The sequence below is a fragment of the Enterobacter sp. E1 genome (assembly GCF_016809815.1).
Lineage (GTDB): Bacteria > Pseudomonadota > Gammaproteobacteria > Enterobacterales > Enterobacteriaceae > Enterobacter > Enterobacter adelaidei.
Window position 1 is genome coordinate 78,382 of sequence record NZ_JAFBJM010000007.1, and the last position, 15,353, is coordinate 93,734.

The window sequence follows — 15,353 nt, forward strand, 5'->3', positions numbered from 1 at the left end:
TCTAGATTTAATCATAAGAAATATTTGGGTGTTGCACCCATTTTCAACCCGCGATTTGGGTTTTTGGCTAACAGGCCGTATTTTGCCGCGGAGCGGCAGTGCATTTGCTTCCAGGGTGGAAACAGGGATATTCAGGAGAAAACGTGATAAAAATCCGCCAGTTATGTTTGGTCAGTTTGCTACTAACAAGCGGGATTGCCAGTGCGGCGAACGTTCGTTTGCAGGTTGAGGGGTTGTCCGGGGCGCTGGAAAAAAACGTGCGTGCGCAGTTGTCGACCATCCAGAGTGATGAGGTGACGCCGGACCGCCGTTTTCGCGCGCGCGTAGATGACGCGATCCGCGAAGGGCTAAAAGCGCTGGGTTATTACGAACCTACCATTGATTTTGACCTACGCCCGCCGCCAAAGAAGGGGCGCCAGGTGCTTATTGCCCGCGTCTCGCCGGGTGAGCCGGTACTGATTGGCGGCACAAACGTCATCCTGCGCGGTGGAGCGCGCACAGACCGGGATTATCTGGATCTGCTCAGTACGCGGCCGAAAATCGGCACGGTACTTAATCACGGTGATTACGACCATTTCAAAAAAGAGCTGACGAGCGTTTCCCTGCGTAAGGGCTACTTTGACAGCCAGTTCAACAAAAGTCAGCTTGGTATTGCGCTGGACAGACATCAGGCCTTCTGGGATATCGATTACGACAGTGGGGAGCGCTATCGTTTTGGCGATGTAACCTTTGAAGGATCGCAAATCCGTGAAGAATATCTGCAAAATCTCGTGCCCTTCAAAAAAGGGGATTACTACCAGTCAAGCGATCTGGCGGAACTGAACCGTCGCCTTTCAGCCACCGGATGGTTTAATTCCGTGGTTGTCGCGCCGGAATTTGATAAGTCGCGCAAAACCAAAGTGTTGCCACTGCATGGCGTCGTCTCGCCACGGATCGAGAACACCATTGAGACCGGTGTGGGTTATTCGACGGATGTCGGCCCGCGCGTGAAGGCCACATGGAAAAAGCCGTGGATGAACTCGTACGGCCACAGCCTGACGACCAGCGCGAGTATCTCCGCCCCGGAACAGCAGCTCGATTTCAGCTATAAAATGCCCTTGCTGAAAAACCCGCTGGAGCAATATTACCTGGTTCAGGGGGGCTTTAAGCGTACCGACCTGAACGATACTAAGTCCGATTCCACCACCCTTGCTCTGTCACGCTACTGGGATCTCTCCAGCGGCTGGCAGCGTGCCATTAACCTGCGCTGGAGTCTGGACCACTTTACGCAGGCCAACGTCACCAACACCACGATGTTGCTCTATCCGGGGGTGATGATCAGCCGTACCCGCTCACGCGGCGGCCTGATGCCTGACTGGGGCGATTCCCAGCGTTATTCCATTGATTACTCCAACACTATGTGGGGTTCCGATGTCGACTTCTCGGTGATTCAGGCACAAAACGTCTGGATCCGTACGTTGTATGACAAACACCGCTTTGTGATGCGCGGCAACCTCGGCTGGATTGAAACCGGCGACTTCGACAAAGTCCCGCCGGATCTGCGCTTCTTCGCCGGTGGCGACCGCAGCATTCGCGGCTATAAATACAAATCCATTGCGCCAAAAGATGACAGCGGCAAGCTGATCGGTGCGTCGAAACTGGCCACCGGCTCGCTGGAGTATCAGTACAACGTCAGCGGTAAATGGTGGGGGGCGATGTTTGTCGACAGTGGCGAAGCGGTGAGCGACATCCGCCGCAGTGATTTTAAAACCGGCGCGGGCGTGGGTGTGCGCTGGCAGTCACCCGTCGGGCCCATCAAGCTCGATTTCGCCGTTCCGGTGGGCGACAAAGAAGAGCATGGTTTACAGTTTTACATCGGTCTGGGGCCTGAATTATGAGTTTATGGAAGAAGATAAGCCTCGGGGTGCTGATTTTTATCGTACTGCTGCTCGGTACGGTGGCGTTTCTGGTGGGAACGACGACCGGGCTGCACCTGCTGTTTAACGCCGCTAACCGCTGGGTGCCGGGACTTGAAATTGGTCAGGTGACGGGCGGCTGGCGCGATCTGCGTCTGAAGAACATTCGCTATGAGCAACCTGGTGTGGCCGTAAACGCCGGGGAGTTCCATCTTGCGGTGAAGCTGGGCTGTCTGCGGGACAGCAAGCTGTGCGTCAACGATCTGTCGCTAAAAGATGTTAACGTGGCGATAGATTCAAAGAAAATGCCGAAGTCTGCGCCGGTCGAGGAAGAAGACAGCGGCCCGCTGAATCTCTCCACGCCGTATCCGATCGCGCTCTATCGGGTGGCGCTTGATAACGTCAATATCAAAATCGACGACACCACCGTCTCCGTGATGGATTTCACCTCCGGCCTGCGCTGGCAGGAGAAAAACCTCACCCTGACGCCGACGTCCCTGCAGGGATTACTGATCGCGCTGCCGAAAGTGGCCGACGTGGCGCAGGAAGAGATCGTCGAGCCGAAGATCCAGAACCCGCAGCCGGAAGAGAAGCCGCTGGGTGAAACGCTGAAAGACCTCTTCTCGAAGCCCGTCCTGCCGGAAATGACCGATGTTCATCTGCCGCTGAATCTCAACATTGAGGAGTTCAAAGGTGAGCAGCTGCGCCTGACCGGCGATACCGATCTGACGGTCTATAACATGCTGCTTAAAGTCAGCAGTATTGACGGCAATATGAAGCTCGACGCGCTGGATATCGACACCAACCAGGGCTCGGTGAATGCCTCTGGCAATGCCCTGCTGCGCGACAACTGGCCGGTGGACATCACACTTAACAGCGCCCTGAATATTGACCCGCTGAAAGGCGAAAAAGTGAAGGTCAAAGTGGGCGGTGCGCTACGCGACAAACTGGACGTCGGGGTAAATCTCTCCGGCCCGGTAGATATGGTCCTGCGGGCGCAAACTCAACTGGCAGAAGCGGGTTTACCGCTCAATGTTGAAATGGTCAGTAAACAGCTTTACTGGCCGTTCACCGGCGAAAAACAGTTCCAGGCCGATGACCTGAAGCTGAAGCTGAGCGGCAAGATGACCGATTACACGCTCTCATTCCGTACCGCGGTGAAGGGGCAGGGCGTGCCGCCCGCCAATATCACGCTGGATGCAAAAGGCAATGAACAGCAGGTTAATCTCGACAAACTGACCGTTGCGGCACTGGAAGGCAAAACCGAGCTGACCGCGCTGCTCGACTGGCAGCAGGCGATCAGCTGGCGCGGTGAGCTGAAGCTGACGGGTATTAACACCGCCAAAGAGGTGCCGGACTGGCCGTCAAAACTGGATGGTCTGATCAAAACCCGCGGCAGCCTGTACGGCGGCACGTGGCAGATGGACGTGCCGGAAATCAAACTCACCGGGAACGTGAAGCAGAACAAGGTTAACGTTGAGGGCTCGGTCAAAGGTAACAGCTACCTGCAGTGGACGATCCCGGGTCTGCACGTAGCGCTGGGCCGCAACACGGCGGATATCAAAGGCGAGCTGGGGGTGAAAGATCTCAATCTGGATGCCACTATCGACGCGCCGAATCTGGATAATGCTCTGCCGGGCCTGGGTGGCACGGCGAAAGGGTTAGTGAAAGTGCGCGGGACGGTAGACGCCCCCCAACTTCTGGCGGATATCACGGCCAATAACCTGCGCTGGCAGGAGCTGACTGTCGCCCGCGTTCGCGTTGAAGGGGATGTGAAATCCACCGATCAGATCGGCGGTAACCTGAACCTGCGCGTGGAGCGCATTGCTCAGCCGGACGTGAACATTAATCTGGTGACGCTGGAAGCGAAAGGCAACGAAAAGCAGCACGACCTCCAGCTGCGTGTGCAGGGTGAGCCGGTCTCCGGGCAGCTTCACCTGACAGGAAGCTTTGATCGTAAAGAGGAACGCTGGAAAGGTCTGCTTGATAACACTCGCTTCAACACACCGGTCGGGCCGTTGGCGTTGTCACGCTCTATTGCGCTGGACTACCGTAACGCGGAACAAAAGATCAGCATCGGACCACACTGCTGGACCAACCCAAATGCTGAGCTGTGTATACCTCAGACCATTGATGCAGGGGCGGAAGGGCGCGCGCAGATCAACCTCAATCGCTTTGACCTGGCGATGCTGAAGCCGTTTATGCCAGATACCACGCAGGCCAGCGGCGTCTTTAGCGGGAAGGCCGATGTCGCCTGGGACACCACTAAAGAAGGGCTGCCACAGGGTAGCGTCACGCTTTCGGGTCGTAACGTGAAGGTGACGCAACAGGTGAATGATGCGCCGCTGCCGGTAGCCTTTGACACCCTGAACCTGAGTGCGGATCTACATAATAACCGTGCAGAGCTGGGATGGCTTATCCGTCTGACCAACAACGGTCAGTTTGATGGACAAGTGCAGATTTCCGATCCGCAAGGACGGCGTAATCTTGGCGGCAACGTCAATATCCGTAACTTCAACCTGGCGATGGTGAACCCGATTTTCGACCGCGGGGAAAAAGCGGCAGGCATGCTGAATGCCAATTTGCGTCTGGCTGGAAACGCGCAAAGCCCGCAGCTGTTCGGTCAGATGCGGCTCAGCGGTGTGGATATCGACGGTAACTTCATGCCATTTGATATGCAGCCTAGCCAAATCTCGATGAATTTCAACGGCATGAGTTCAACGATTAGCGGCTCGGTGTTGACTCAACAAGGGCAGATCAACCTGAGCGGCGACGCAGACTGGAGCCAGCTCAATAACTGGCGCGCCCGTATTGCCGCAAAAGGCAGCCGAGTGCGTATCACCGTACCGCCAATGGTTCGCCTGGATGTCTCACCTGATGTGGTCTTTGAAGCCACGCCAAGCCTCTTCACGCTCGACGGACGCGTCGATGTGCCATGGGCACGCATTGTGGTTCACGACGTGCCTGAAAGTGCGGTGGGTGTTTCAAGTGATGAAGTTATGCTCAATGAAAATCTGAAACCTGTCGAACAGAAGAGCGCTGGCATACCGATTAATAGTAACCTTATCGTGCACGTGGGGAATAACGTGCGGTTGGATGCGTTTGGGCTGAAGGCAAGGCTCACGGGTGATCTGAAGGTGGCGCAGGATAAACAAGGGCTTGGCCTGAACGGGCAGATTAATATTCCTGAAGGGCGCTTCCACGCCTATGGTCAGGATCTGATTGTCCGCAAAGGCGAGCTGCTGTTCTCTGGTCCACCGGATCAGCCTCTGTTGAACATCGAAGCGATTCGTAACCCGGAGGCAACGGAAAACAACGTTATTGCTGGTGTACGCGTCACCGGTTCCGCCGACGAACCGAAGGCGGAGATCTTCTCTGACCCGGCGATGCCGCAACAGGAGGCCCTCTCTTACCTGCTGCGTGGACAAGGTCTGGACAGCGGTCAGAGCGACAGTGCGGCGATGACCTCGATGTTAGTGGGTCTGGGGGTTGCACAAAGTGGGCAGGTTGTGGGTAAAATCGGCGAGACGTTCGGCGTAAGCAATCTGGCGCTGGACACCCAGGGCGTGGGTGACACCTCGCAGGTGGTGGTCAGCGGCTATGTACTGCCGGGTCTGCAGGTAAAATATGGTGTGGGGATCTTTGACTCACTGGCAACACTCACGTTACGCTATCGCCTGATGCCTAAGCTATATCTGGAAGCAGTGTCCGGCGTAGACCAGGCACTTGATCTGCTCTATCAGTTTGAGTTTTAGCAATGCGAATATTTGTCTACGGCAGTTTACGAACCAAGCAAGGCAACAGTCACTGGATGACTAATGCCCTGCTGCTGGGGAATTACAATATCGAGAACTACCAGTTGTACAGCCTGGGCCACTATCCAGGCGCGGTTCCCGGCGAAGGAACAGTACAGGGTGAAGTCTATCGTATTGATAACGCGACACTTGCCGAACTTGATGCCTTGCGCACCAGGGGCGGTGAATACGCGCGCCAGTTGATCCAGACACCGTACGGAAGCGCGTGGATGTATGTCTACCAGCGTCCGGTCGAAGGGTTAACGCGGATTGTAAGCGGTAACTGGTTAGACAGAGACCAGTACTGAAAAAAAAACAACGCCACCGAAAGGTGGCGTTGTTTTTTATGGGCTAAACGGCTTCCCGACGCAGCTTGAATATCTGCACCGATTCCAGAAGCTGTTCCGCCTGGCGATGCATTGCCTGCGCCGCGGCGGAAGATTCTTGCGACAAGGTCGCATTTTGCTGTGTTGCCGTATCCATATGCGTGACGGCCACGTTGACCTGATCGATCCCGGTACTTTGTTCGTGGCTGGCATGAGAAATTGCCTCAATCAGTTCACTCACCTTACTGACGCTGTGCAGAATATCCGCCATCGCTGCGCCGGCTTGCTGCACCTGGCCATTCCCCTCGTCAATGCGGTTAACGGAGCGGTCGATCAGAACGCGGATATCTTTGGCGGCGGCGGCTGAACGTTGCGCCAGGGCGCGCACTTCTGCTGCAACGACGGCAAAACCGCGGCCTTCAGTTCCCGCGCGCGCCGCTTCAACAGCAGCGTTAAGTGCCAGGATATTGGTCTGGAAGGCGATACTGTCGATCATGCTGATGATGGAGTTGATCTCGCTGGAGAAATTATGAATTTCACTCATGGTGTGCATCGCACGTTCAACGGCCTCTTCGCCCTGGCGGGCTACCTGACGGGCATTACGGGCAAGATCGCTGGCAGTGCGTGAATGTTCTGCGTTGCTTTTCACGACCGATGTCAGCTCCTCCATGGATGCTGCAGTCTGTTCCAGTGCACTGGCCTGCGCTTCGTTGCGGGAAGAAAGCTCATGACTACCGCTGGCAATCTGCGCTGATGCGGTGGCGATGGTTTCGGTACCCTTACGTACTCCAGAGACAATACGCGTGAGGTTTTCATTCATCTCCTGCAGAGCGCGCATGAGCTCAGCCGTTTCATCTCGACCGGCCACGGTAAAGCGGGACTGCAAATCACCGGCGGCTACGGTACGCGCTATCGTGACGGCTTGTGCCAGCGGAAGAGTAATGCTGCGAATCAGCCACCAGGTAACTAGCATCCCGGCCGCCAGCGTGAGGGCCATTGCCAGCACCAGCATCCATTTTGTCTTCTGATACTGCTCCTGATTGCGGGCGATGGTCTGCTGGTGAATAGTCTCGGCATGCTGCAATGTACGGGCCACGACGTTGTCGATCATTTTTGTCGGCTCGCGGTCAATCCCTGTAACCTGCTTGTCCACGCGCTGGGCGCTGGTGGGATCTCCCACCTGGTAGGTAGCCAGTGCCGCCAGGTATTTCTGTTCGAGGCTGGCGTGGATGTCGCGCGTTGCCAGCACTTGTTGATTATCCATGCCAATTTTCGGCAGAAGCTCACTTAGCCGGGTCAGCAGTGTCTGCGTGTTCTGACTTTCTGCGACAAAGGCCTTTTTGTATTTATCGAATGCTTCTTGCCCCTGCGCGCCACGAATCAGGGTGTTTTTCCACTCCTGGACCTGGATCTTGAATTGCACCTGAGCATTGCGTGCAGTATCTATGCTGCTGGTAATGGTTTGCTCCATCGCCATAATCTGTTCGTTCTGCGCCTGGCTGTCGCTGTTGATCAACAGGCCACGCAGACCAATAAAAAGTGTTGCAAGCAGCAGAAGTGACGCCAAAAGGCCCAGTCGCTGCCCAATTGTGAGTGTGTTGAGTTTCATGATTTCCTGTTATATGAAAAAGCGATTGCGCTCATATCACGGGAGGTATCGACCGTCGGCAGGGAGACTTTAAGAAGAAAAGTGGGGATAAGGCAGGTAAAAAGCGATATCTAATTAATATTATGAGACAAAATCTCTTTATGACGTTTTTGTGACAGTTCAGAGAGACAAAAAAGCCCCGACTTGCGGGGCCTTAATATCAGCAGTAAGAATTACTTCTTAGCAGCGCGTTCGAAAGAGGCGATGATTTCTGCTTTCGCCGCTTCTGCGTTGTCCCAGCCGTCAACTTTAACCCACTTGCCTTTTTCGAGGTCTTTGTAGTGCTCGAAGAAGTGAGTGATCTGCGCTTTCAGCAGCTCTGGCAGGTCGTTCACATCTTTGATGTGATCGTATTCTTTGCTCAGCTTGGTGTGCGGTACCGCAACCAGCTTCGCATCTTCACCGGATTCGTCGGTCATTTTCAGCACGCCAACTGGACGGCAGCGAATGACGGAGCCTGGCTCCAGTGGGTATGGCGTTGGGACCAGTACGTCAACCGGGTCACCGTCCAGAGACAGGGTGTGGTTGATGTAACCGTAGTTGCACGGATAGAACATTGCGGTAGACATGAAACGGTCTACGAACAGGGCGCCGCTCTCTTTGTCCACTTCGTATTTGATAGGATCTGCGTTAGCCGGGATTTCGATTACTACGTAGATATCTTCTGGCAGTTCTTTACCCGCTGGGACGTTGAGTAAGCTCATGTCGGTGTCCTTTAAAATGGATGGTAAACAAGTGGCAGGTATTATAGCCAACTCGCGCTGAATGTCTTCGCCTGTTTTCGCCTTCTCTCACCGCTAACCCCACTTTTCAGACCGATTCCATGACAGAAAAATCCATAAACTCAGCTGCATTTTTCATGGCGAAATGAAAGCGATTACAAACTTGTGATTAACGTTTTATTCACTTTCCCGAAGTGTGATGTAACGCAATTCGTTACATATTTCATTGGCTATAGTCATTTCGCAGAACATCTTTTCACCAACAATAATCCCCCTACGAGGACGTTCATATGTGGAAGCGCTTACTCCTGGTCACAGCAGTTTCGGCAGCCATGTCGTCTATGGCGATGGCCGCCCCTTTAACCGTAGGTTTTTCGCAAGTCGGCTCTGAATCCGGCTGGCGAGCAGCAGAAACCAACGTTGCAAAAAGCGAGGCCCAGAAACGTGGTATCACCCTGAAAATTGCCGATGGTCAGCAAAAGCAGGAAAACCAAATCAAAGCCGTGCGTTCGTTTATCGCCCAGGGCGTTGATGCCATCTTTATTGCGCCTGTCGTTGCGACGGGCTGGGAACCTGTCCTGAAGGAAGCGAAAGACGCTGAGATCCCGGTTTTCCTGCTCGATCGTTCCATCGATGTCAAAGACAAATCGCTCTATATGACCACCGTCACCGCCAACAACATTCTTGAAGGACAGTTGATTGGTGACTGGCTGGTGAAACAGGTGGATGGCAAGCCGTGTAACGTCGTTGAGTTGCAGGGCACCGTTGGCGCGAGCGTGGCCATCGACCGTAAGAAAGGGTTTGCTGAGGCTATCGCTAAAGCACCAAACATCAAGATTATCCGCTCTCAGTCCGGTGATTTCACGCGCAGTAAAGGCAAAGAGGTCATGGAGAGCTTTATCAAGGCTGAAAACAACGGCAAGAACATCTGCATGGTTTACGCCCACAACGATGACATGGTGATCGGTGCGATTCAGGCCATTAAAGAAGCGGGCCTGAAGCCGGGCAAAGATATCCTCACCGGCTCAATCGACGGCGTGCCAGACATCTACAAGGCGATGATGGACGGTGAAGCGAACGCCAGCGTGGAGCTCACGCCGAACATGGCGGGTCCGGCATTTGATGCGCTGGAGAAATTCAAGAAAGACGGCACGATGCCTGAAAAACTGACCATCACCAAATCCACACTCTACCTTCCTGACACAGCAAAAGAAGAGTTAGAGAAGAAGAAAAATATGGGTTACTGATCCAGTGTAATTGCCGGGTAGCGCTACGCTTACCCGGCCTACGATTTGTGCCGGAGGCGTAAATATGAACTCGGAACAACATCAGGAAATCCTCCGCACAGAGGGCTTGAGTAAATACTTTCCTGGCGTAAAAGCGCTGGATAACGTTGATTTCAGCCTGCGGCGCGGTGAGATTATGGCGCTGCTGGGTGAGAACGGAGCAGGGAAGTCGACGCTGATTAAAGCCCTGACTGGCGTCTATCATGCCGATCGCGGCACTATCTGGCTGGAAGGCAATGCCATTTCGCCAAAAAATACCGCTCACGCCCAGCAGCTTGGGATCGGGACGGTCTATCAGGAAGTGAACCTGCTGCCGAACATGTCGGTGGCGGATAATCTGTTTATTGGCCGTGAACCACGACGCTTTGGCCTGCTGCGGCGCAAAGAGATGGAGGCGCGGGCGACAAAGCTGATGGAATCCTACGGCTTTTCTCTTGACGTTCGCGAGCCGCTGAACCGCTTTTCCGTTGCCATGCAGCAGATCGTCGCGATTTGTCGCGCTATCGATCTCTCCGCAAAAGTACTGATCCTCGATGAGCCCACCGCCAGTCTCGATACCCAGGAAGTGGAAATGCTCTTTACCCTGATGCGCCAGCTGCGCGATCAGGGCGTGAGCCTGATCTTCGTGACTCATTTCCTCGACCAGGTGTATGAAGTGAGCGATCGTATTACGGTACTGCGTAACGGCAGTTTTGTCGGCTGTCGGGAAACCCGTGAATTACCACAGATTGAACTGGTCAAAATGATGCTCGGGCGCGAGCTGGAGACCAATGCGCTCCAGCGTGCGGGCCGCACGCTGCTGAGTGAAAAACCCGTCGCGGCTTTCAGTGATTTCGGCAAAAAAGGGACTATTTCACCGTTTAACCTGGAGGTTCGTCCTGGCGAAATTGTCGGTCTGGCCGGATTGTTAGGCTCTGGACGAACAGAAACCGCCGAAGTCATCTTTGGAATTAAGCCAGCAGACAGTGGCACCGCATTAATCAAAGGCAAACCGCAAACGCTGCGATCGCCGCATCAGGCCTCGTGTCTGGGCGTTGGCTTCTGTCCGGAAGACAGAAAAACGGACGGTATTATTGCCGCCGCCTCGGTGCGGGAGAATATCATTCTGGCGTTACAGGCGCAGCGAGGCTGGCTGAGGCCAATCCCACGCAAAGAGCAAAACGCCATTGCGGAACGCTTTATCCGCCAGCTTGGCATTCGTACCCCGAGCGCAGAACAACCTATTGAATTCCTTTCAGGGGGTAACCAGCAGAAGGTCTTGTTGTCGCGCTGGCTGCTGACCAAACCCCAGTTCCTGATCCTCGATGAACCGACGCGCGGGATTGACGTCGGTGCACATGCTGAAATCATCCGGCTTATTGAAACGTTGTGTGCGGACGGCCTGGCGCTGCTGGTCATTTCGTCTGAGCTGGAGGAACTGGTGGGGTATGCCGATCGCGTTATCATCATGCGCGATCGTAAACAGGTGGCAGAGATCCCGCTGGATAAACTGTCCGTTCCGGCGATCATGAATGCCATCGCGGCGTAAGGAGTGAATTGTGATGTCTCGTTCGCTTTCGCAAACAGGGGAGTCAAAGCGCCGCTTCAACTGGCCAACCGGCACACCGCAAATCGCGGCACTGCTGGTGGTACTGTTGGTTGACAGCCTTGTCGCGCCGCATTTCTTCCAGATTATTGTCCAGGATGGCCGTCTGTTTGGCAGCCCGATCGATATTTTGAACCGTGCGGCGCCGGTGGCGCTGCTGGCGATTGGCATGACGCTGGTCATTGCCACTGGCGGGATTGACCTCTCCGTCGGCGCGGTGATGGCTATCGCCGGGGCTACGGCAGCCTCAATGACCGTGGCCGGGCACAGTCTGCCGGTGGTGCTGCTTGCCGCCTTAGGCACTGGCGTACTCGCCGGGCTGTGGAACGGTATTCTGGTGGCAGTCCTCAAGATCCAGCCGTTTGTCGCCACCCTGATTTTAATGGTCGCCGGGCGCGGTGTGGCGCAGCTGATCACATCCGGGCAGATCGTCACCTTTAACTCTCCGGGCCTGGCGTGGCTTGGCAGCGGAAAACTGCTGTTCTTCCCGACTCCGGTGATCATTGCCCTGGTGACGCTGGTGGTGTTCTGGCTCTTTACCCGCAAAACGGCACTGGGCATGTTCATCGAGGCCGTCGGGATCAACATTCGTGCCGCGCGAAACGCCGGGGTCAATACCCGGTTGATGGTGATGCTGACCTATGTGCTGAGCGGCATATGCGCCGCCATTGCCGGGACGATCGTCGCGGCAGATATTCGTGGGGCCGATGCCAACAACGCAGGACTCTGGCTGGAGCTGGATGCGATCCTGGCGGTGGTGATCGGCGGCGGATCGCTGATGGGCGGGCGTTTTAACCTGCTGCTCTCGGTGATTGGCGCGCTGATTATTCAGGGGATGAACACCGGGATCCTGCTCTCTGGTTTCCAGCCGGAACTCAACCAGGTGGTGAAAGCGGTGGTCGTGCTCTGTGTGCTGATCGTCCAGTCGCCGCGCTTTGTCAGCATCATTAAGGGGATCCGTGGCCATGATAAAACGTAATTTGCCGCTAATGATCACGCTGGGCGTGTTTGTGCTGGGTTATCTCTACTGTCTGACCCAGTTCCCGGGGTTTGCCTCCACGCGTGTGATTTGCAATATCCTGACCGATAACGCTTTTTTAGGCATTATCGCCGTCGGGATGACCTTTGTGATCCTTTCAGGTGGGATCGATCTCTCCGTTGGTTCGGTGATCGCATTCACCGGCGTGTTTCTTGCGAAGGCGATCGGTTTCTGGGGGATCTCACCGCTGGTGGCTTTCCCGCTGGTGCTGGTGATGGGGTGCGCGTTTGGTGCCTTTATGGGGCTACTGATCGATGCGCTGAAAATCCCAGCTTTTATTATTACCCTCGCCGGGATGTTCTTCCTTCGCGGCGTGAGTTATCTGGTGTCGGAAGAATCTATTCCGATTAACCATCCGATTTACGATACGCTCTCCAGCCTGGCGTGGAAAATACCCGGCGGTGGTCGTTTGAGCGCGATGGGGTTACTGATGCTCGGCGTCGTGGTGATTGGTATTTTCCTTGCGCATCGCACCCGGTTTGGCAATCAGGTTTACGCCATTGGCGGCAACGCCACGTCGGCAAACCTGATGGGGATCTCCACCCGCAGTACAACTATACGCATCTATATGCTCTCAACGGGTCTGGCGACGCTGGCGGGGATTGTCTTCTCGGTTTATACCCAGGCGGGTTATGCCCTGGCAGGTGTAGGGGTGGAACTGGATGCCATTGCCTCGGTGGTGATCGGTGGAACCCTGCTCAGTGGTGGCGTGGGGACGGTGCTGGGAACGCTGTTTGGCGTAGCAATCCAGGGCCTGATACAAACCTACATTAACTTTGACGGCACGCTCAGCTCCTGGTGGACCAAGATTGCCATAGGCATTTTGCTGTTTATTTTTATCGCCCTGCAGCGTGGCCTGACGGTGCTCTGGGAGAATCGTCAAAGCTCGACGGTTACACGCGTAAACACATCAGTAACAGAGCGATAACACGCTGAATTTGCTTAAAGTCTAAACATTTTCCGGTAGCGGCCGATACTCTTTTTTTATGCCCAGAAATATCTCGCTACCGGAAATAATATCATGCTTAAAACGCTATCGATTCGTACCGGCTTGCTCTCTTTACTGGCCGTTATGACCCTTCTGCTGCTGATTGTCAGCGGTATTGGCATTTATGCCCTCACACAGAGTTCTTCTTCACTACAGCGCATCAACCACCTTCAGGGTGAGCAGATGGTGCAGCTTAATTCCGGCTATACGCTGATCCTCCGCGCCCGCAATGAGGCGGGTCAGGCTGTCCGAATGATGGAAATCGGCATGCTGGATGATGCGGCCAAATCGGTAAAAAATATCAATCAGGAAGTCACCCTGGCTCAGAAAACGCTGAAAGGCGTGATCGATGGCGGCGTGGCCGATGAGCAAGGCCAACAACTGCTTGATAAAGTGGCGGCCAGCCTCGCGACGTACAACCAGCAGGGGATTAACCCGATGCTGAAAGCGCTGAAAGAACAGAGCGCGGACAGCTATTACGACCTACTGGAAAACAAGCTGATTCCGGTGGCCTCCCGGTTTGATAACGATATGCAGGCCTTCCAGAAATGGAGTGAAGCGCGCGGCAAAGCGGAAGTGAGTGCCGTGCAGTCCAGCAAAAATCGGGTACTGATCCTGATCGTGGTGGCGGCTCTGCTGACGGCGGGCATTATTGTGCTGGCCTGGCTGGTACTGCGCCACATGTTGCTCAAACCGCTCTCGACCTCTATTGCTCAACTGGAGAATGTGGCAGCAGGCGATTTAACCCACACGCTAAATCCACCGGCAAGCCAGGAATTTAATCGCCTGAATGCGGCAATCGAAGAGATGCGCCATTCGCTGATGAACTCGGTTCTGCGGGTACGTGATGCCAGCTCGCAAATTGATACCGGCAGCCGTGAGCTGACGGCGGGGAACAGGGATCTTGCTGAGCGTACGGAATCGACCGCCACGTCGCTGGAGCAGACCGCCGCCAGCATGGAACAGATCACCGCGACGGTGAAACTCAACGCCGATAATGCCGAGCAGGCTCACCAGCTGGCGAAATCGGTGTCAGACACGGCCGATCACGGCAGCGAAATGGTCTGCTACGTCATTGAAAAAATGCGTGATATCTCCGGCAGTTCGGCACGTATCGCGGACATTCTCAGTGTTATCGACGGTATTGCCTTCCAGACCAATATCCTCGCGTTGAACGCCTCCGTGGAAGCGGCGCGCGCGGGTGAGCAAGGACGCGGGTTTGCCGTCGTCGCGGGCGAAGTGCGAAACCTTGCCAGCCGCAGTGCCGATGCAGCGAAAGAGATCCGAGCGCTTATCAGTGATTCCCAGACCCACGTCAGCGAGGGCAGTGAACTGGCCCAGCAGGCTGGCGAAACCATGGATGAGATCGCAACCGAAGTGCTGCGCATGACGAAACTGATGCGTGAAATTGCGACTGCGTCCCAGGAGCAGAGTCGCGGCATTGAGCAGGTGAATATTGCGGTGAATCAGATGGATGAGACTGCGCAGCAGAATGCGGCGCTGGTACAGCAATCCTCCGCCGCGACTCGCTCCCTTGAGGAGCAGTCGCGCCAGCTAATGGAAGCCATGTCATCATTCAAGCTGTCGGCTCAGACTGCAGCATAATATTATCCAGCCCCGGTGCATGATGTGCCGGGGTTTTATTCTTCCCTGAATTTACTTCAGCAATATTATCGTGAATATTACCCACTAACATTTCCAGTGCGCTGGTTAAGGCTAACGCATTTTCCGTCGGCTCAAGATATAAACCTTTGCGGAAAAATAGCGGCTCATCAAACAGTTGATTAAAGCGTTTCAACGCCAGACTGACCGCTGGACGGGACATCTCCAGGCGCAAAGAGGCTTTTGCCATGCTGCCGCAGCGGACAACTTCAATAAATACCGGGATAAGATTTAAATCAATGCCGGTATTAGCACGGGAATAATTTTTCATTGCGATTTTGCTCCACGAAATATTTGCCAAACTGTTATGGAAATAATGCAGGAGCAGTGATGAATATTAAAGCGTGTTTTTTATAAACACTTATACGGTTAAATATATAAATGACCAGGGGAGCCGGATGGGCTCCC

At 54.7% G+C, this 15,353-nt stretch carries 11 protein-coding genes; 8 read left to right on the forward strand and 3 right to left on the reverse strand.

Features of this window, described 5'->3' with window-relative positions; genetic code table 11:
• The first annotated feature begins 143 nt into the window (after positions 1-143).
• Genes tamA through JGF26_RS17235 form a run of 3 tightly spaced genes read left to right on the forward strand, consistent with a single transcriptional unit; the run spans position 144 to position 5,997 of the window.
• Positions 144-1,877, forward strand: coding sequence for an autotransporter assembly complex protein TamA (gene tamA, locus JGF26_RS17225; protein ID WP_049005175.1), 1,734 nt, complete (start codon positions 144-146; stop codon positions 1,875-1,877).
• The gene (gene tamB / locus JGF26_RS17230; RefSeq protein WP_134708444.1) at positions 1,874-5,650 is read left to right on the forward strand and encodes an autotransporter assembly complex protein TamB; all 3,777 of its coding nucleotides are present in this window, start codon (positions 1,874-1,876) and stop codon (positions 5,648-5,650) included. The genes tamA and tamB overlap by 4 nt, the downstream gene beginning before the upstream one ends.
• A 2-nt stretch (positions 5,651-5,652) precedes the next feature.
• The gene (locus tag JGF26_RS17235) at positions 5,653-5,997 is read left to right on the forward strand and encodes a gamma-glutamylcyclotransferase (RefSeq protein ID WP_014830431.1); all 345 of its coding nucleotides are present in this window, start codon (positions 5,653-5,655) and stop codon (positions 5,995-5,997) included.
• Between the two features lie 43 nt (positions 5,998-6,040).
• Here the strand turns inward: JGF26_RS17235 and JGF26_RS17240 are convergent, their stop codons facing one another.
• Both JGF26_RS17240 and ppa read right to left on the reverse strand, forming a co-directional pair.
• Complete coding sequence (locus JGF26_RS17240) at positions 6,041-7,624, reverse strand: methyl-accepting chemotaxis protein (RefSeq protein ID WP_028016476.1); 1,584 nt, start codon at positions 7,622-7,624, stop codon at positions 6,041-6,043.
• 212 nt (positions 7,625-7,836) lie between these two features.
• On the reverse strand, positions 7,837-8,367 hold the full coding sequence (ppa, locus tag JGF26_RS17245; RefSeq protein ID WP_010427397.1) for an inorganic diphosphatase: 531 nt from the start codon (positions 8,365-8,367) through the stop codon (positions 7,837-7,839).
• A 308-nt stretch (positions 8,368-8,675) separates the two neighbouring features.
• Between ppa and ytfQ the strand changes: the two genes are divergently transcribed.
• The 5 genes from ytfQ to JGF26_RS17270 all read left to right on the forward strand — a co-directional run bounded on the left by ytfQ (position 8,676) and on the right by JGF26_RS17270 (position 14,888).
• Complete coding sequence (gene ytfQ / locus JGF26_RS17250; RefSeq protein ID WP_014068659.1) at positions 8,676-9,632, forward strand: galactofuranose ABC transporter substrate-binding protein YtfQ; 957 nt, start codon at positions 8,676-8,678, stop codon at positions 9,630-9,632.
• A 64-nt stretch (positions 9,633-9,696) separates the two neighbouring features.
• Entirely contained in the window at positions 9,697-11,199 is a 1,503-nt protein-coding gene (gene ytfR, locus JGF26_RS17255; protein WP_129996829.1) for a galactofuranose ABC transporter, ATP-binding protein YtfR, read from the forward strand.
• A 10-nt stretch (positions 11,200-11,209) separates the two neighbouring features.
• Complete coding sequence (gene ytfT, locus JGF26_RS17260) at positions 11,210-12,235, forward strand: galactofuranose ABC transporter, ATP-binding protein YtfT (RefSeq protein ID WP_028016478.1); 1,026 nt, start codon at positions 11,210-11,212, stop codon at positions 12,233-12,235.
• Positions 12,222-13,223 (forward strand): galactofuranose ABC transporter, permease protein YjfF, encoded by a 1,002-nt coding sequence (gene yjfF / locus JGF26_RS17265; protein ID WP_028016479.1) that lies wholly within the window; start codon positions 12,222-12,224, stop codon positions 13,221-13,223. The genes ytfT and yjfF overlap by 14 nt, the downstream gene beginning before the upstream one ends.
• A 93-nt stretch (positions 13,224-13,316) precedes the next feature.
• Positions 13,317-14,888, forward strand: coding sequence for a methyl-accepting chemotaxis protein (locus tag JGF26_RS17270; protein WP_134708445.1), 1,572 nt, complete (start codon positions 13,317-13,319; stop codon positions 14,886-14,888).
• Here the strand turns inward: JGF26_RS17270 and JGF26_RS17275 are convergent.
• Complete coding sequence (locus JGF26_RS17275) at positions 14,860-15,216, reverse strand: LysR family transcriptional regulator (RefSeq protein WP_049005179.1); 357 nt, start codon at positions 15,214-15,216, stop codon at positions 14,860-14,862. The genes JGF26_RS17270 and JGF26_RS17275 overlap by 29 nt on opposite strands.
• Positions 15,217-15,353 lie beyond the last annotated feature (137 nt).